Source organism: Clostridium sp. AF37-5 (assembly GCF_003477605.1).
GTDB lineage: Bacteria > Bacillota > Clostridia > Lachnospirales > Lachnospiraceae > Eubacterium_F.
The window spans coordinates 73,085-88,842 of the sequence record NZ_QUDR01000013.1; the positions used below are offsets into that span (position 1 = coordinate 73,085).

Sequence of the window (15,758 nt, forward strand, 5' to 3'; positions counted from 1 at the left end):
TTTGAATTTTTGTTATTCAATCAGCGCCGCTTAGCTGTAACGGTCATTCGACCGCGGTTACTTCATTATTAATTACCCAAGAAACCTTTGTAGTGGCGTACCAATACAAGAGATTCGATCTGCTTGATTGTCTCAATAACAACGCCGACTACGATGATGAGTGATGTTCCACTAAAGGATACATCCGCACCAAACGCACCTGAGAAAAAGATTGGCAACGCACATACGATAACCATTCCGATTGCTCCCAGGAAAATAATGCTGTTAAGTACTGTTGTCAAGTACTCTGTGGTAGGCTTACCAGGACGAATACCCGGAATGAAGCCACCCTGTTTTTTCATGTTATTGGAAATCTCCAATGGATTAAACGTTACAGATGTATAAAAATATGCAAAGAAAATTACCAATCCAATATAAATCAACAATCCCAATGTATATTTAAATTCTGCAAAGCTTCCAATTTTGCACCAGTCACTCTGGTTACAGAGTGTAAGGAACTTCTGGAAGAATGTTGCGTCCGGACCAGTCTTTGGCTGAATACCCGCAAAACTTGCAATAACAACCGGAAGAGACATCATAGAACTTGCAAAGATTACCGGGATAACGCCCGCCGTATTTACCTTCAAAGGAATGTGGCTGGACTGTCCACCGGATACTTTATGTCCCTGAATCTTTTTCGCATACTGTACCGGAATTCTTCTTTCACCATCCTGCAAAAATACGATGAATACAAACATGGCAACGATAATTGCAAGAATAATAACTGCAGCAATAATCTTGCTTGTTACATCCGTTGGTTTTGCAACATAGTTCTGATATAAGTTTGATAAATCATTTGGGATACGGGCAACGATGTTAATCAACAGGATAATGGAAATACCATTACCAACACCTTTTTCCGTAATCTGTTCTCCAAGCCACATCATAAATGCGGCACCTGCTGTCAAAGCGGCAACTGCGACAACAATTGCTGTTGTCATACTGCTCTGTGGATTATCCGTACCAAACAATCCCTGGTTTCTGAAACCAATTACGATTGCTGCACCTTCAATAACTGCGAGCGCAATTGAAAGGTAACGTGTGTACTCGTTAATCTTTTTACGTCCATCTTCTCCATCTTTCTGCATCTCTTCCAAACGCGGAATTGCGATTGTCAAAAGCTGTAAGATAATAGATGCAGTGATGTAAGGCGTGATGTTCAATGCAAAAATAGACATCCTTGAGAATGAACCACCTGTCATAACATCCAAAAATCCAAGGGACTGGTTGCTGCTAAACAAGTTCTGCATTACATCCGGCTTTGTACCGGGAATCGGAATATTACATCCGATTCTCACGATTACAAGACCAATCAACACATAAAGCAGTTTCATACGGATTTCTTTTGTTTTTAACGCATTTTGAATGGTTGTTAACATTAGATCACCTCTGCTTTTCCACCAGCAGCCTGAATTTTTTCAACAGCACTTGCGCTGTAAGCATTCACTTTAACATCAAGCTTTTTGGTTAATTCTCCATTTCCAAGAATCTTAACTCCATCTTTCGGATTGCTTACAATACCTTTTTCAACCAATGCAGCTACTGTTACTTCTGCACCGTCTTCAAAAGCATTCAGACGGTCTACACCAATTCCAATAATATTTTTGCTGTTGATGTTTGTAAACCCTCTCTTTGGCAATCTTCTATACAATGGCAACTGACCACCTTCAAAACCAGGTCTTGGAGCTCCTGAACGAGCTTTCTGTCCTTTATGACCTTTACCGGCAGTTTTACCATTTCCTGAACCATGACCACGGCCTCTGCGGAACTCATTGCTCTGCTTAGCGCCTTCGGCTGGCTTCAACTCTGATAAGTTCATTTTGTGCACCTCCTTGATTAGATTTCTTCAACCTTCACAAGATGTCTAATCTGCTGAATCTGACCACGTGTAGCAGCGTTATCAGGCATCTCAACTGTTTTGTTTAATTTTTTAAGGCCAAGAGCTTCTACCGTTTTTCTATGCTTTGGAATTGCACCGATGGTAGACTTGACTAATGTGATTTTCAATTTACCTGCCATTTGTTTGCACCTCCTAGCCCAAAACTTCGTCTACGGAAATTCCGCGAAGTTTTGCTACTTCTTCCGGAGTCTTTAACTCGTTCAAACCGGCAATTGTAGCAAGAACTACGTTCTGCTTATTACGGGAGCCGAGAGACTTCGTACGAATATTTTTAAATCCTGCAAGTTCCAAAACGGCACGAGCCGGACCACCGGCGATGATACCGGTACCTTCTGGAGACTTTTTCATCAATACGGATGCACTGCCGAACTTACCAATGAAGTCATGAGGAATACTCTTGTTCTCATCCAAAGGTACTTCGATGAGTTTCTTCATTGCGTCTTCTTTTCCTTTACGGATTGCTTCCGGGATTTCCATTGCTTTTCCCAAACCTGCACCAACGTGTCCGTTGTGGTCACCAACAACAACGAGAGCTGTGAATCGCATGTTACGTCCGCCCTTAACAACCTTGGTTACACGTTTAATTGATACTACATTATCTTCTAATTCAAACTGACTAGCATCAATAATTTCACGTTTCATGTGTTTTCCTCCTTGCTTAGAATTCCAGACCAGCTTCTCTTGCTGCTTCTGCCAATGCTTTTACTTTACCCTGATAAATATAACCGCCACGGTCAAATACAACAGTCTTAATACCGTTATCCAATGCTTTCTTAGCGATTACTTCGCCAAGCTTAGCTGCTGCTTCGGTATTGTTCGTCTTTGTAAGACCTTCTTTTACATCTGCCTGAACAGTAGATGCCGATACGATTGTATTACCAGCGACATCGTCAATAATCTGAGCATACATATGATTATTGCTACGGAATACAGCCAAACGTGGTTGTTCAGGAGTACCAGACAAACGGCTGCGGATTCTTCTGTGTTTGTTTACGCGAACTTCGCTTCTATTTTTCTTGCTAACCATTCTTACTTACTCCTTTCTTATTTCTTACCAGTCTTACCAACTTTACGTCTGATTACTTCATCCACATATTTGATACCTTTACCTTTATATGGTTCCGGTGCTCTCTTCTCACGGATTTCAGCCGCATACTGGCCAACTTTTTCTTTGTCAATTCCCTTTACAATAATAAGGTTCTGTCCGTCAACAGTTACTTCAATTCCTTCCGGATCTTCCATCTCAACCGGATGAGAGTATCCAAGAGAAAGTGTAAGTTTTTTACCCTGCTTAGCAGCACGGTAACCAACACCGTTTACTTCCAGTCTCTTCTCATAGCCTTCTGTAACACCGATAATCATGTTATTAATCAATGTACGAGTTAAACCATGAAGGGATTTCATCTTTTTCAAATCGTTCGGACGAGTAACTTTAACTTCTTCGCCCTCTTTTGTAATGGTCATCTCTGCAGGAAGGACTCTTTCGAGTGTTCCCTTAGGACCTTTTACCGTCACCTGATTATTTTCTGCAATATCCACAGTTACACCTGCGGGAATCGCGATAGGCATTCTTCCAATTCGTGACATGCCGGTACCTCCTAATTTTTATTTTATGGGGTTAATTGTTTCTATTACCAAACGAAAGCTAATACTTCGCCGCCAACGTTCTCTTTGCGTGCATCTTTGTCAGTAAGCACACCTTTGTTTGTGGAAATAATAGCAATACCAAGTCCGCCGAGAACCTTAGGTAATTCTTCTGCACCAGCGTAAATACGCAGACCTGGTTTGGAAATTCTCTTAAGACCGGAAATGATTTTTTCATTCTTGTCTTTGCCATATTTCATTGTAATATGAATAGATTTGAAATTATCAACATCTACTACTTCAAAGTTTTTAATGTATCCTTCCTTCAAAAGAATCTCAGCAATCGAAATCTTCATTTTGGAGGCAGGAACATCAACTGTATCATGTTTTGCAGTATTTGCATTACGGATTCTTGTAAGCATATCTGCAATTGGATCGCTCATTGTCATTTCGTTTTCCTCCTTACCAACTTGCTTTGCGCACGCCAGGAATCTGTCCTTTGTACGCCAACTCACGGAAGCAAATTCTGCAGATTCCGTATTTTCTCAGATATCCATGTGGACGACCACAAATCTTGCAACGGCTGTATTCTCTGGTAGAGAATTTTGCATTACGCTGCTGCTTAATCTTCATAGACTTCTTAGCCATGAAATAACCTCCTAACTATTTCTTAAACGGCATACCAAACTGTGCCAAGAGTTCACGTGCTTCTTCATCGGTATTTGCAGTAGTAACAAAGATGATATCCATACCACGAACTTTGTCTACTTTATCATACTCGATTTCCGGGAAGATCAGCTGCTCTTTGATACCAAGAGCATAGTTACCACGACCATCAAACGCGTTCGGGTTTACACCACGGAAGTCACGTACTCGTGGAAGTGCAAGGTTAATCAAACGATCTGCAAACTCATACATTTTTGCACCACGAAGAGTAACTTTACAGCCGATTGGCTGACCCTCACGCAGTTTGAAGTTTGCGACGGATTTCTTTGCTCTTGTAACAACCGCCTTCTGACCAGTGATAATCTCAAGATCACTAATTGCTGTATCTAACACTTTTGAATTTTCTTTTGCTTCGCCAACGCCCATATTGATTACAATCTTATCGAGCTTTGGTACCTGCATAACGTTTTTATACTCGAACTTTTTCATCATAGCATCTACGATTTCGTTCAAATATGTCTCTTTTAATCTTGCCATTCTAACAGTACCTCCTCTCTTTATTAATCAATCACAGCGCCTGTTTTTTTGGCATAGCGAACTTTTTCCTTACCATCCTCAACTTTGAAACCGATTCTGGTAACATCGCCATCAACAACGTACATTACGTTGGAAACATCGAAGAAAGCTTCTTCTTCAACGATTCCGCCCTTTGCATTTGACTGGTTAGGCTTAATATGCATCTTTACTTTGTTGATGCCCTCAACCTTAACTTTACCATCTTTTACTGCAAGGACTTTTCCTTCTTTTCCTTTATCTACACCGGCAATAACGCGAACGGTATCACCTTTTTTAATCTTTGATGTTGCCACTTGGGGACACCTCCTTATAATACTTCTGGTGCTAAGGAAACAATCTTCATGAATTGTTTGTCTCTTAACTCTCTAGCTACCGGTCCAAAAATACGAGTTCCTCTTGGAGTCTTGTCATCTTTGATGATTACTGCTGCGTTTTCATCAAAACGAATATAAGAACCATCCGGACGACGAATCTCCTTTACTGTTCTGACTACAACCGCTTTTACAACATCACCTTTTTTAACAACTCCGCCTGGTGTTGCATCTTTAACCGTAGCAACGATAATGTCACCTACAGCGGCATATCTTCTAACAGATCCACCGAGAACACGGATGCACAATAATTCCTTTGCGCCAGTGTTGTCAGCAACCTTTAATCTGGTCTCCTGCTGTACCATAATAAATACTCCTTTCTGGCCACAAATTATTTTGCCTTTTCGATAATCTCAACAAGTCTCCATCTCTTGTCTTTAGACAAAGGTCTTGTCTCCATAACCTTCACTCTATCACCAATGTTGCACTCGTTGTTCTCATCATGAGCCTTTAATTTATAAGTTCTTTTTACGATTTTTCCGTAAAGTGGGTGTTTTACGTTGTCAACTACTGCAACAACGATGGTTTTATCCATTTTATTACTTACGACCTTACCTGTACGGGTTTTTCTAAGATTTCTTTCCACAACAATATCCTCCTTTCCTCAGCTTAGTTTGCTTTTCTCTCTTTGGACATTGCTGTCTGAATACGAGCAATGTTTCTTCTAACTTCTTTGATTCTGCTGGTATTATCAAGTTGGTTTGTTGCATTCTGGAATCTTAAGTTAAACAGCTCTTTCTTAGCAGCCACTAACTCATCATTCAATTCAGCCATAGACATGCCTGCAATTCCATTCATAAATTCCTTAGTCTTCACTGCCCGCACCTCCTTCTAAATCTGCACGAGAAACGATTTTACATTTGATTGGCAGCTTATGCATAGCCAAGCGAAGCGCCTCTCTTGCGGTTTCTTCAGGCACACCGGAAATCTCAAACATAACTCTTCCCGGTTTAACAACTGCTACCCAGTACTCTAAAGCACCTTTACCTTTACCCATTCGAGTTTCAGCAGGTGTCTTTGTTACCGGCTTATCTGGGAAAATCTTAATCCAAACTTTACCACCACGTTTTGTGTAACGTGTCATTGCGATACGGGCTGCCTCGATCTGATTGGAACGAATCCAGTGTGGCTCTGTTGCCACAAGTCCGTATTCACCATACGTAATCTTATTTCCGCGAGTTGCTTTACCTCTCATGGAGCCACGGAACTGTTTACGACGTTTTACTCTTTTAGGCATTAACATTATTTATCGCTCCCTTCCTTTGAACTAGCCTTAGCTGGTTTTTTACCTTTGGTTGGAAGTACCTCACCATGGTAGATCCATGTCTTAACACCAATCTTACCATAAGTTGTATTTGCTTCTGCAAATCCATAATCAATATCAGCACGAAGTGTCTGCAACGGAATATTTCCTTCACTGTAGAACTCTGTACGAGCCATATCGGCACCGCCCAAACGTCCGGAGCAGGAAGTTTTGATTCCCTTTGCGCCAGCTTTCATAGCTCTTCCCATGCAGGATTTCATTGCACGACGGAAAGAAATACGATTCTCAAGCTGCTGTGCGATATTTTCTGCAACCAACTGTGCATCGTTATCCGGTCTTTTTACTTCTTTGATGTCAACAAGCACTTTCTTCGTAGAATATTTAGCAAGTTCACCTTTCAACTTCTCGATTTCAGCGCCGCCTTTACCGATAACAACACCTGGTTTTGCTGTGTATACCAAAACTTTTACGCGATCGTTTGTTCTTTCGATCTCAATTTTGGAAATACCGGCATGATACAATTTTTTCTTTAAAAATTCACGGATTTTATAATCTTCTACTAAGTTGTCGGAGAAATTCTCGTCATCTGCAAACCATCTGGATTCCCAGTCTTTGATAACGCCGACTCTTAAACCGTGTGGATTTACCTTCTGTCCCATCTTAATCTCCTTTCATTATCTTTCATTCAAGATGATGGTAATGTGGCACATTCTCTTCTCAATACGGTATGCCATACCACGAGCTCTTGGTCTGATTCTCTTCATTGTAGTTGCCTTGTTGGCAAAGCACTCATCAACGTAGAGATTTTCCGGGTCCATGCCATTGTTGTTCTCAGCATTTGCAATGGCAGAATTCAATAATTTCTTAATTACTGATGATGCATATCTTGGATTGTATTCCAAAATACCAAGTGCAGTCTGTACATCTTTGCCACGGATCGCATCCAATACGAATCCTGCTTTCTGAGCAGAAATTCTGGCATGTGACAGTTTAGCAGATGGTCTTGTATCTTTGTTCTGGTTTCTTTCTTTCTTAATCTGTGATCTATGTCCTTTAGCCACTTTTCAGAAACCTCCTTTCATACATTCATACATTGAAACTTTCATTTCTTAAAAACGTCCGTCATCCGCAACGTTTTAACCTCTCTTCTCGTCTTTTCCATGACCTCTGTAAGTTCTTGTGGAAACGAACTCACCAAGTTTGTGACCTACCATGTCTTCTGTCACATATACCGGTACATGTTTTCTTCCGTCATGGACTGCAATCGTGTGACCCACGAAGCTAGGGAAGATAGTGGAACGACGTGACCAGGTTTTAATTACTGTTTTATCTCCGGATTCGTTCATGGCATCAATTTTCTTTAACAGATGCGCATCAGCGAATGGTCCTTTTTTTAATGAACGTGACACTACGTTTTACCTCCTTTATTTCGGTTCTGCGCCAAATTACTTTGTAAGCGCTTTACCATCTCTACGACGGATAATCATCTTATTCGACTGTTTGTTTTTCTTTCTTGTCTTGTAACCAAGAGCAGGTTTGCCCCAAGGTGTACATGGTCCCGGACGACCAACAGGTGCTTTACCTTCACCACCACCGTGTGGATGGTCATTCGGGTTCATGACAGAACCACGAACTGTTGGGCGGATACCCATATGACGTTTACGTCCTGCTTTACCGATGTTTACAAGGTTATGCTCTGTATTTCCTACCTGACCGATGGAAGCACGGCACACGATTGGCACCATTCTCATCTCGCCGGATGGCATACGGATAATTGCATATTTGCCTTCTTTAGCCATGAGCTGTGCACTTACACCAGCAGCACGAACAAGCTGTCCGCCATGACCAGGGTACATCTCGATGTTGTGAATCTGTGTACCAACCGGCATATCTTTTAATTCCATGCAGTTTCCGACTTTAATTTCAGCTTCGGCACCGTTCATAACGGTCTGTCCTACTTTAAGTCCTACAGGAGCAAGAATGTATTTCTTTTCTCCATCTGCATAACAAATCAATGCAATGTTTGCTGTTCTGTTTGGATCGTACTCAATCGATTTAACGGTTGCCGGAATACCATCCTTATTTCTTTTAAAGTCGATAATTCTGTATTTTCTTCTAGAACCACCACCGTGATGTCTCACTGTGATTTTTCCCTGCGCATTACGTCCCGCATGCTTCTTCAAAGAAGTTGTCAGGGATTTCTCCGGAGTAGATGCTGTAATCTCTTCGAAATCGTAACCGCTCATGTTTCTTCTAGAAGGGGTATATGGGTTATAAGTTTTGATTCCCATTTGTTACACTCCTTTCGATTTAAAGTCCTTCAAAAATCTCAATATCAGCACTGTCCTCTGTCAATTGAACAATCGCTTTTTTCTTCTTTGCTGTCTTGCCAACTACCATACCACGTCTGCGTTTTTTACCATCCAAATTCATGGTGTTTACTTTCGCAACTTTGGTTCCAGGGAACATCTTTTCTACTGCCTCTTTAATCTGGGACTTTGTAGCTTCTGTATGAACATAAAATGTATATCTTTTATATTCCATACCAGCCATAGATTTCTCTGTGATAACCGGTTTATCAATAATGTCATAATATCTTAAATCTGCCATTATGCGTACACCTCCTCGATTGCTTTTACAGCGCTCTTGGTAATGACTACTGTGTCATACTTCAATACGTCGTAAACACTAATAGAATTGTTGTACACACCTCTTGCTGTCGGAATGTTTCTAACAGAAAGAATTGCGTTTGATGCATCACCATCAACTACTACCAACGCTTTTTCAGCTTTCAAATTACTAAGAATCTGCTTCATCTCTTTTGTCTTTGGAGCTTCCATATCAAGAGAATCTACAACGATAAGTTTTTCCTCATTTACTTTAGAAGATAAAACGGATTTCATCGCTGCTGCTTTTTCTTTTTTGTTCATTTTGAAAGAATAATCTCTCGGAACCGGTGCGAACACAACGCCGCCGCCTGTCCACTGTGGAGCACGGATGGAACCCTGTCTGGCATGACCAGTTCCTTTCTGTCTCCATGGTTTTCTACCACCGCCACGAACTTCAGAACGTGTCTTAGCTTTCTGTGTTCCCTGACGTTTATTAGCGAGCTGTAAAACAACTGCCATATGAACCAAATGCTCATTTACCGGAGCGGCAAATACGGAATCGTTCAAGTCGATTTTCTCTACTTCTTTGCCTTCCTTATTATAAACAGATACACTTGCCATCTGTGTCTTCCTCCTTTCCGAAAAGTTATGCCTTAACGGATTCTTTAATAATTACTGTTGATTTCTTCGGTCCCGGAACAGCTCCCTTAACCAGAATCAAATTATTTTCTGCATCTACGCGGACAATCTCAAGATTCTGAATGGTAACCTGTACTGCACCCATCTGACCAGGCATTTTCTTACCTTTGAATACTTTACTCGGATCAGATGCCGAACCGTTGGAACCAGCATGTCTATGGAATTTGGAACCGTGACCCATTGGTCCGCGAGACTGTCCATGACGCTTAATTGCACCCTGGAAACCTTTACCTTTTGTCTTCGCAGTAACGTCAATTTTGTCACCGGCTTCAAAGATGTCTGCTTTAATTTCCTGGCCCAACTCATACTCTGCAGCATTCTCGAATTTAAACTCTGCGAGAAATCTCTTATTCTCGATACCTGCTTTTTCTAAGTGTCCTTTTACCGGCTTGTTCACTAATTTCTCACGAACATCGCCATACGCTACCTGTACTGCTTCGTATCCATCGTTCTCAACTGTCTTAATCTGAGAAACATATACCGGACCAGCCTGAAGTACGGTAACCGGTGTCAACACACCGTCTTCGTTGAAAATCTGTGTCATTCCAACTTTTGTAGCTACAATAGCTTTCTTCATTTCTTCTTTCCTCCTATAAAATCTACAGCGGATTGATTTTCTCAAACCAATCATCCTAGATGGTTACTGTTTTGTCCTGAACCGTAGACCGCATCATAACCATAGGTTCTTATTTCATTTTGATGTCAATTGCAACGCCTGCAGGCATTTCCAAGCGGGAAAGTGCATCTACAGTCTTCTGTGAAGGTGTCAATACATCAATCAGTCTTTTGTGAGTTCTCTGCTCGAACTGCTCACGGGAATCTTTGTATTTGTGTACCGCTCTAAGAATGGTAACAACTTCTTTCTTGGTAGGAAGTGGCACAGGCCCACTCACCTTTGCTCCCGTTTTCTTTACAGTATCAATCAGCTTAGATGCTGCAAAGTCGATCAACTGATGATCGTATGCCTTCAGGATAATTCTCATTTTCTGACTTTTTTTACTTGCCATAAAAAATAGTCGCCTCCTTTTCGTACTTTATTTGGTAATAGTACGACAAGTGGTGACTGTACACTCATCCGTGTGTGTCATATCGGTTCATTCAAAAATCCTCCCTATGGAGGCTTGACTCACACGTTTATCTGCTCCTTGGCAGAAAATATGTTACTGTACAGTGACTTGCCGTCAGGGTTCCCGGCCGAATTTGCTGATCTCGGCCTCTTGACATTCGCTCCACGGAAAAACCCACCGGATGGTGGCAACCTCACGCTTCATCGCTATCATGTCACAGCAAATATTAGTCTACCATACCTTTTTCCATAATGCAAGCACTTTTTTCACGAAAACTACAAGCCATGCAAAAAAGGTAAAAACAAATTTTGTCGGGAGCTCGCTCACGTAAAAAAATTTGTTTTTTAGCTTTTTTATAGGGCGACAGCCCGTGACCGAGCCGAAGCAGAGCGGAGGCGAGGTTGCATGGCTTGTAGTTTTCCGGAGGAAGTGCACAATCCTCGGCGTTCCCCGCCAAATCCATGGCGTCCCACACCCCATGCAACGCTTTTCCCTCTTTTTTCCCCTAAGCGTTGTCTATTTCGCTCGTTTCACGCCTCTTATCTCTCTTATTTCGTCAAATTACGCCCCAAAAACAACTCTTTCTTCCATATTAATGCTCCAGCGTTGCTTTTGAAGCAACCTCTTTTCGTTCTCATGCAACTCTTTTTTACTTTTACACCAATTTAGGTTGCATAAGACAAGTTGCCAGCATTACTTCCATCTCTTTTACCCAGTAGCATCGCGCTCACCAGTGATGGCAACTTGCTTTTGGCAATTTTAGCAACGGCCCCTCACACCAAATATTCCTGAATATAACAATCCAACACCCTGGTGTTCAACGGTGCGCTTGAACTTTCATGGAGCAATAAAACATCCCTGCCAATCAGCAATTGGTTCATCTCAAAGGCATCCAGTTTTCGCAGAACCGCATTATAATAATCTTCATTATCCATCATTCCAAAATGCTCCAAATAATAAATCCTGCCGGTTCGCGAATTCATAACCGTAAAGTCCGGATAAAAGGTAACTCTCCGCCCATGCACCGTGAGTTCCAATGGCTTTTCATATTTATACACTACACCATAACGCCGTAGGTGGTCCGCTATAATTATCTCCGACTTCGAGCGCACACGCTCACCATTTGCCGTGAAGTATTCGCCAGTTACTTCCTCATCCATCGTTTTCGCAGCATAATCTTCATTTTCAAACATCTTAACTCTTTGTTCAATAGGAATAAAATCCGGAGTAAATAAAACTTGCTTACCTTCATGCATCTGAGAATACACATCTTCCAATTCAGAATCCGAGAAAAATTCAACTGCCTGTCTTCCAGCCTCAATCTTAGCATTTAATATAGGCAGTAACTTTTTATAATACCTGTCTTTTGCCAGCATCCTCAACTTATCTTTTTCGCTTTTTTTCACATATCCCCCATTAAGATAATATTGAAATGCCCCTCGCACTTTCCGACAGATAAAATTACCACCATTTGATATCGTAACACTCTTTTCAGCCTTCCTGCGTACCTGTTCCAAAAACCATATACGCTCTCTAGCAAGACTCTTTAATTCATTTTCCAAACATCCACATCCTTTCTACACCAAACTCTACCTAATAAAATACACTTTAACACACATTTCAGGCATTTACCAGAATTATATACAACAAAAATCAGCGTATAACGCTCGCATCAGAAAAATTTCACACGGTCCTCCCCTACAATAACCGTGCCGGTGCCTTTTGCAAGCCCATCCTCATATAAATACAATCCATTTTTGTAGACCTTTTCCACTCCATCCGGAATCACAAACTCATCGCCAATTAAGTATGCAAAATACATTATTTTACCATCCTTCGAATACAGCCATCCATTTTCATCACTTTTATAATTAGGATTTGCCTCTGCCACATCAAATCCCATTTCACCGCCATTTCTACTGTTTTCCCACACAACAGCATTTTTTGCAATATACTTCACGCTCGCCGATATTTGAATACGTCCTTCCTTATTGATTCGGATGCAATGCGTCCCAAGCCTTTCCAAATGTTCTGGCATATTATGAACATATTTATAAGAATCTCCCAGCGATTCCTCATCCAGCTGTTTCAAATTATCCGGCAGGGAACGCACAATGACACCGTTCAGACCATATTTTTTAACTTGCTGCAAACCACTCCCCAATTTTACTTTTACACACTCCCCTTTGTAAAAAGCATATTCATCAATAACTTCTATACTGTTCGCCAGGATTACTTCCGAATCGCTTCCATATTTCCCCATGCCGCGAAAAGCACTCTTTTCTACCATTTTTCGGCCTTCTGCAAGCGTCACCTTCAAAGGCCCGGCTCCCGAAAACGCATATTCATTTATCTTTACATCAGACGGAATTTCCAGTGTCGACGTCTTAAGTTTGTATATCATACACTTCTCTTTCTCACTCAGGGAAAACGCCTTCTTTCCAATCACCTTAACACTTTCGGGAAGAATAATTTTTCTTTCTGTCTGATAGCTTCCTTTGTAACGGATGAGTACACCATCTTTCACTTCAAATAAATCGCTGGTTTTATTTTTCTGTTCCTTTTGCTGAATCGAATCCGGCTTTTTCACCTGTGCTTCCTGCGAGGAGTTTCCACAGCCACAAACCGCCATAGCAGCAAATAATATAACAAACAATGTGTTTATTTTTTTCATACTGCAGTCCTTCCTATTTGTAATTAATTTTTGCCTCTATGTAGACAATACGATTAAGACAGCGAATAAGTTGCATAACAAATTTTATCAATGTTTATTATTTTGTTTTCGCCACCTTAACTTTCTTCGTATGCACTATTTCTCTTGTGTAATAATCATCCGTATCAATATTTTCTGTATCCTTTTTGAACTTCTTAGCAAAATTCGGACATACAAACTTTTTCATCTTCTTCCATGTTTTTGAACCTTTTTTACAATTTACTTTTTCTACAGAAATCATTTTTGCTCCCATGCCACTGTCACCGTATAATACCGTCTTTTTCCCCTTTACCGTAATGCATTTTATATTTCTGCAATGCTGACCGACATATACCGCCTTAACGCCCTCCGGAATCACCAATGGTTTTAATGTAGACAGCGAATCATCCAGGCAATGTTTTGGAATATCAATCGTTTTCAGATTCTTTGGAAATACAATATTTTTTAAGGTTTTGCATCCACGCAAAAAGCCCTCGTTATAGGTATTAAAATCACGCCATGTAAAAGAAGTTCCAACATAACCACAGAAAGCTCTTTCTTTTAAAAGCCCCTTATACTTATACGGCATAACAATCTTGGTAAGGTGGCTTTTTTTTATGATTTTGGGGTTACCATTTGCATCATAACCATCCGTAACATCCGTAGAAAATGCTTCTGAGCCAATCGTTGCTTTACTCATCTTTAGCGTAACTTTTTTTAGTGCTGCACATTTCATAAATGCACCACTCCCAATCCCCTTTACTTTTTTCGGAATCGTAATGTTCTGCAAGGACTCACATCCGTTAAATGCATTGGAACCAATATATGTTAATGCCTTCGGCAGAGTAACCTTCTTGATTTTTTTACAACCTTGAAATGACATCACACCGATTTTTTCTACTTTGGATGGTATCGTCAACTCTGTCACTTTTTCTGCATCTGCGGCAGAAAACAACTCTGCCTTTCCTTCCAATCGAAGAGTAGACGCACTGGCAAAATGGTAATTGTTTTCCTTCATAGTTCCCAATTGAACAATTGTATAACCATCAATACTTGATGGAAGAATCACTTGTGTCCCCGGTTGCTCCACTTTGGTAAGCGCTGCTGTCTTTTGGGTACTATTTATGATTTCATAATGATATTTCCCCGACACCTTTTCTGCGGCCTTTGTTCTTGATGTTGCTGCAACCATGCAGCAAATTCCTAATGCCGTTAATAATATTGTTTTTTTCATACTAACAAACCTCCTACTTGTAATTAATTCGCTGCCTCTATGTAAACAATACGATTGAGACAGCGAATAAGTTGCATTTTTTTATTATTCAGACAACACTTCTCCGTCTTTTATCTCAATCACCCTCTGACATCTGGCAGCCACACCATTATCATGCGTGACTATGATAACCGTATGCCCATTTCTATTTAACTCCTCAAACACATCCATGATGTCATCTGATGTATTGCTGTCGAGTGCCCCTGTAGGCTCATCTGCCAAAATATACTCTGGAGAATTAATAAGGGCTCTGGCAATCGCTACTCTTTGTTTCTGCCCGCCGGACAATTGATTGACCCGTTTATCTTTTAATTCCGCGATGTTTACCTTTTCCAAAACATCCATAATCTTTTTACTTTGCTCTCTTTTTTTCACCTTACCGAAAATAAGCGGAACCTGAAGATTTTCCTGCACGGTATATTCTTCTATCAAAGCAAAATCCTGCATAACCATTCCAATACTTTTGTTTCGAAACTCCGCCAATTGTTTTTCCGACATCTGTCCCACATCTTGGTTTCCAACGTGGTAACTGCCGCTCTCAAAACTATCAATCCCTGCCAAAACATGCAGCAAAGTGGATTTACCGGCACCGGATTTTCCAATAACCGCTACCAGTTCTCCATCCTGAACCTGAAAATCAATTCCTTTTAAAGCCTTATATTCATTTCCTTTTCCTTTATTATATATTTTCACTAAATTCTTAATCGAAATCATTTTATTCTCCTTTCCTATCCCGAAAAACTTCAACCGGCTGCTTTCTGCATAAAATAATATATGGAACAATCCAATGCACAAAACATAACACCACCAGCATAACCACCATAGAAACGACCGTTACCCAGTCTAACTTAATCAGTAAATATTCTGTTAAATTTAATTTTTGAACCGTCGCAAATAAAACAAAAAACATTACCACGGAGAAAAATGCGGTGAAAAAACTTTGTATTACCGAAAATGATACACACCGTCTCCACGGAAGCCCAAGCAGACTAAATATCGCATTGTGATATAAATCATC

The 15,758-nt window shown here is 40.7% G+C and carries 27 protein-coding genes; all 27 read right to left on the reverse strand.

Going from position 1 to position 15,758, the window contains the following annotated elements:
* Positions 1-68: 68 nt before the first annotated feature.
* Positions 69-1,418, reverse strand: a complete 1,350-nt coding sequence (gene secY / locus DW019_RS09460; RefSeq protein ID WP_022377242.1) for a preprotein translocase subunit SecY — start codon at positions 1,416-1,418, stop codon at positions 69-71.
* Positions 1,418-1,858 (reverse strand): 50S ribosomal protein L15, encoded by a 441-nt coding sequence (gene rplO / locus DW019_RS09465; protein ID WP_022377241.1) that lies wholly within the window; start codon positions 1,856-1,858, stop codon positions 1,418-1,420. The genes secY and rplO overlap by 1 nt, the downstream gene beginning before the upstream one ends.
* A gap of 17 nt (positions 1,859-1,875) precedes the next feature.
* Positions 1,876-2,058, reverse strand: coding sequence for a 50S ribosomal protein L30 (gene rpmD, locus DW019_RS09470; RefSeq protein ID WP_022377240.1), 183 nt, complete (start codon positions 2,056-2,058; stop codon positions 1,876-1,878).
* A gap of 13 nt (positions 2,059-2,071) precedes the next feature.
* A complete protein-coding gene (gene rpsE / locus DW019_RS09475) occupies positions 2,072-2,581 on the reverse strand; it encodes a 30S ribosomal protein S5 (RefSeq protein ID WP_022377239.1) in 510 nt (169 codons plus the stop codon).
* A 16-nt stretch (positions 2,582-2,597) separates the two neighbouring features.
* Positions 2,598-2,966, reverse strand: a complete 369-nt coding sequence (rplR, locus tag DW019_RS09480) for a 50S ribosomal protein L18 (RefSeq protein ID WP_022377238.1) — start codon at positions 2,964-2,966, stop codon at positions 2,598-2,600.
* Positions 2,967-2,983: 17 nt separating this feature from the next.
* Positions 2,984-3,526: a 50S ribosomal protein L6 gene (gene rplF / locus DW019_RS09485; RefSeq protein WP_022377237.1), complete on the reverse strand. Its 543-nt coding sequence runs from the start codon at positions 3,524-3,526 to the stop codon at positions 2,984-2,986.
* A gap of 44 nt (positions 3,527-3,570) precedes the next feature.
* Positions 3,571-3,972 carry a 30S ribosomal protein S8 gene (gene rpsH / locus DW019_RS09490; RefSeq protein WP_022377236.1) on the reverse strand — a complete coding sequence of 134 codons (402 nt, stop codon included), beginning with the start codon at positions 3,970-3,972 and terminating at the stop codon, positions 3,571-3,573.
* A gap of 13 nt (positions 3,973-3,985) precedes the next feature.
* Positions 3,986-4,171 carry a type Z 30S ribosomal protein S14 gene (locus DW019_RS09495; protein WP_022377235.1) on the reverse strand — a complete coding sequence of 62 codons (186 nt, stop codon included), beginning with the start codon at positions 4,169-4,171 and terminating at the stop codon, positions 3,986-3,988.
* A gap of 15 nt (positions 4,172-4,186) precedes the next feature.
* On the reverse strand, positions 4,187-4,726 hold the full coding sequence (gene rplE, locus DW019_RS09500) for a 50S ribosomal protein L5 (RefSeq protein WP_022377234.1): 540 nt from the start codon (positions 4,724-4,726) through the stop codon (positions 4,187-4,189).
* 23 nt (positions 4,727-4,749) lie between these two features.
* Entirely contained in the window at positions 4,750-5,058 is a 309-nt protein-coding gene (gene rplX / locus DW019_RS09505) for a 50S ribosomal protein L24 (RefSeq protein ID WP_022377233.1), read from the reverse strand.
* Between the two features lie 14 nt (positions 5,059-5,072).
* Complete coding sequence (gene rplN / locus DW019_RS09510) at positions 5,073-5,441, reverse strand: 50S ribosomal protein L14 (protein WP_022341223.1); 369 nt, start codon at positions 5,439-5,441, stop codon at positions 5,073-5,075.
* A 26-nt stretch (positions 5,442-5,467) separates the two neighbouring features.
* Complete coding sequence (gene rpsQ, locus DW019_RS09515) at positions 5,468-5,722, reverse strand: 30S ribosomal protein S17 (RefSeq protein ID WP_022377232.1); 255 nt, start codon at positions 5,720-5,722, stop codon at positions 5,468-5,470.
* Between the two features lie 23 nt (positions 5,723-5,745).
* Positions 5,746-5,934, reverse strand: a complete 189-nt coding sequence (gene rpmC / locus DW019_RS09520; protein ID WP_118443217.1) for a 50S ribosomal protein L29 — start codon at positions 5,932-5,934, stop codon at positions 5,746-5,748.
* Between the two features lie 7 nt (positions 5,935-5,941).
* Complete coding sequence (rplP, locus tag DW019_RS09525; RefSeq protein ID WP_022377230.1) at positions 5,942-6,379, reverse strand: 50S ribosomal protein L16; 438 nt, start codon at positions 6,377-6,379, stop codon at positions 5,942-5,944.
* Positions 6,379-7,059 carry a 30S ribosomal protein S3 gene (rpsC, locus tag DW019_RS09530; RefSeq protein WP_022377229.1) on the reverse strand — a complete coding sequence of 227 codons (681 nt, stop codon included), beginning with the start codon at positions 7,057-7,059 and terminating at the stop codon, positions 6,379-6,381. Before rpsC ends, rplP begins: the two co-directional genes overlap by 1 nt.
* 15 nt (positions 7,060-7,074) lie before the next feature.
* Positions 7,075-7,461: a 50S ribosomal protein L22 gene (gene rplV / locus DW019_RS09535; RefSeq protein ID WP_022377228.1), complete on the reverse strand. Its 387-nt coding sequence runs from the start codon at positions 7,459-7,461 to the stop codon at positions 7,075-7,077.
* A 75-nt stretch (positions 7,462-7,536) separates the two neighbouring features.
* Positions 7,537-7,809 carry a 30S ribosomal protein S19 gene (rpsS, locus tag DW019_RS09540; RefSeq protein WP_022377227.1) on the reverse strand — a complete coding sequence of 91 codons (273 nt, stop codon included), beginning with the start codon at positions 7,807-7,809 and terminating at the stop codon, positions 7,537-7,539.
* A 36-nt stretch (positions 7,810-7,845) separates the two neighbouring features.
* Positions 7,846-8,691 carry a 50S ribosomal protein L2 gene (gene rplB, locus DW019_RS09545; protein ID WP_118443209.1) on the reverse strand — a complete coding sequence of 282 codons (846 nt, stop codon included), beginning with the start codon at positions 8,689-8,691 and terminating at the stop codon, positions 7,846-7,848.
* Between the two features lie 19 nt (positions 8,692-8,710).
* Positions 8,711-9,010, reverse strand: coding sequence for a 50S ribosomal protein L23 (rplW, locus tag DW019_RS09550; protein WP_022377225.1), 300 nt, complete (start codon positions 9,008-9,010; stop codon positions 8,711-8,713).
* Entirely contained in the window at positions 9,010-9,630 is a 621-nt protein-coding gene (gene rplD, locus DW019_RS09555) for a 50S ribosomal protein L4 (RefSeq protein ID WP_022377224.1), read from the reverse strand. Before rplD ends, rplW begins: the two co-directional genes overlap by 1 nt.
* 25 nt (positions 9,631-9,655) lie before the next feature.
* Positions 9,656-10,285 (reverse strand): 50S ribosomal protein L3, encoded by a 630-nt coding sequence (gene rplC, locus DW019_RS09560; RefSeq protein ID WP_118443210.1) that lies wholly within the window; start codon positions 10,283-10,285, stop codon positions 9,656-9,658.
* Between the two features lie 109 nt (positions 10,286-10,394).
* A complete protein-coding gene (gene rpsJ / locus DW019_RS09565; RefSeq protein ID WP_022377222.1) occupies positions 10,395-10,715 on the reverse strand; it encodes a 30S ribosomal protein S10 in 321 nt (106 codons plus the stop codon).
* 833 nt (positions 10,716-11,548) lie between these two features.
* On the reverse strand, positions 11,549-12,337 hold the full coding sequence (locus DW019_RS09575) for a hypothetical protein (protein ID WP_118443212.1): 789 nt from the start codon (positions 12,335-12,337) through the stop codon (positions 11,549-11,551).
* Between the two features lie 110 nt (positions 12,338-12,447).
* The gene (locus DW019_RS09580; RefSeq protein ID WP_118443213.1) at positions 12,448-13,449 is read right to left on the reverse strand and encodes a leucine-rich repeat domain-containing protein; all 1,002 of its coding nucleotides are present in this window, start codon (positions 13,447-13,449) and stop codon (positions 12,448-12,450) included.
* 97 nt (positions 13,450-13,546) lie between these two features.
* Positions 13,547-14,701: a leucine-rich repeat domain-containing protein gene (locus DW019_RS09585; protein ID WP_118443214.1), complete on the reverse strand. Its 1,155-nt coding sequence runs from the start codon at positions 14,699-14,701 to the stop codon at positions 13,547-13,549.
* A gap of 84 nt (positions 14,702-14,785) precedes the next feature.
* A complete protein-coding gene (locus tag DW019_RS09590; protein ID WP_118443215.1) occupies positions 14,786-15,454 on the reverse strand; it encodes an ABC transporter ATP-binding protein in 669 nt (222 codons plus the stop codon).
* Between the two features lies 1 nt (position 15,455).
* Positions 15,456-15,758 (reverse strand): hypothetical protein (locus tag DW019_RS15285; RefSeq protein ID WP_207663926.1); only part of this gene is annotated, 303 nt, incomplete at its 5' end.

What these genes read in the sequence shown, in the direction of transcription:
- rplE (WP_022377234.1), bottom strand. Translation starts at nt 4,726, where the DNA reads ATGGCAAGATTAAAAGAGACATATTTGAACGAAATCGTAGATGCTATG.
- rpmC (WP_118443217.1), bottom strand. Translation starts at nt 5,934, where the DNA reads ATGAATGGAATTGCAGGCATGTCTATGGCTGAATTGAATGATGAGTTA.
- DW019_RS09495 (WP_022377235.1), bottom strand. Translation starts at nt 4,171, where the DNA reads ATGGCTAAGAAGTCTATGAAGATTAAGCAGCAGCGTAATGCAAAATTC.
- DW019_RS09580 (WP_118443213.1), bottom strand. Translation starts at nt 13,449, where the DNA reads ATGAAAAAAATAAACACATTGTTTGTTATATTATTTGCTGCTATGGCG.
- rplP (WP_022377230.1), bottom strand. Translation starts at nt 6,379, where the DNA reads ATGTTAATGCCTAAAAGAGTAAAACGTCGTAAACAGTTCCGTGGCTCC.
- rplB (WP_118443209.1), bottom strand. Translation starts at nt 8,691, where the DNA reads ATGGGAATCAAAACTTATAACCCATATACCCCTTCTAGAAGAAACATG.
- rpsH (WP_022377236.1), bottom strand. Translation starts at nt 3,972, where the DNA reads ATGACAATGAGCGATCCAATTGCAGATATGCTTACAAGAATCCGTAAT.
- rpmD (WP_022377240.1), bottom strand. Translation starts at nt 2,058, where the DNA reads ATGGCAGGTAAATTGAAAATCACATTAGTCAAGTCTACCATCGGTGCA.
- DW019_RS09585 (WP_118443214.1), bottom strand. Translation starts at nt 14,701, where the DNA reads ATGAAAAAAACAATATTATTAACGGCATTAGGAATTTGCTGCATGGTT.
- DW019_RS09590 (WP_118443215.1), bottom strand. Translation starts at nt 15,454, where the DNA reads ATGATTTCGATTAAGAATTTAGTGAAAATATATAATAAAGGAAAAGGA.
- rpsC (WP_022377229.1), bottom strand. Translation starts at nt 7,059, where the DNA reads ATGGGACAGAAGGTAAATCCACACGGTTTAAGAGTCGGCGTTATCAAA.
- rpsE (WP_022377239.1), bottom strand. Translation starts at nt 2,581, where the DNA reads ATGAAACGTGAAATTATTGATGCTAGTCAGTTTGAATTAGAAGATAAT.
- rplF (WP_022377237.1), bottom strand. Translation starts at nt 3,526, where the DNA reads ATGTCACGAATTGGAAGAATGCCTATCGCGATTCCCGCAGGTGTAACT.
- rpsJ (WP_022377222.1), bottom strand. Translation starts at nt 10,715, where the DNA reads ATGGCAAGTAAAAAAAGTCAGAAAATGAGAATTATCCTGAAGGCATAC.
- rplN (WP_022341223.1), bottom strand. Translation starts at nt 5,441, where the DNA reads ATGGTACAGCAGGAGACCAGATTAAAGGTTGCTGACAACACTGGCGCA.
- rplO (WP_022377241.1), bottom strand. Translation starts at nt 1,858, where the DNA reads ATGAACTTATCAGAGTTGAAGCCAGCCGAAGGCGCTAAGCAGAGCAAT.
- rplW (WP_022377225.1), bottom strand. Translation starts at nt 9,010, where the DNA reads ATGGCAGATTTAAGATATTATGACATTATTGATAAACCGGTTATCACA.
- secY (WP_022377242.1), bottom strand. Translation starts at nt 1,418, where the DNA reads ATGTTAACAACCATTCAAAATGCGTTAAAAACAAAAGAAATCCGTATG.
- rplR (WP_022377238.1), bottom strand. Translation starts at nt 2,966, where the DNA reads ATGGTTAGCAAGAAAAATAGAAGCGAAGTTCGCGTAAACAAACACAGA.
- rplD (WP_022377224.1), bottom strand. Translation starts at nt 9,630, where the DNA reads ATGGCAAGTGTATCTGTTTATAATAAGGAAGGCAAAGAAGTAGAGAAA.
- rplC (WP_118443210.1), bottom strand. Translation starts at nt 10,285, where the DNA reads ATGAAGAAAGCTATTGTAGCTACAAAAGTTGGAATGACACAGATTTTC.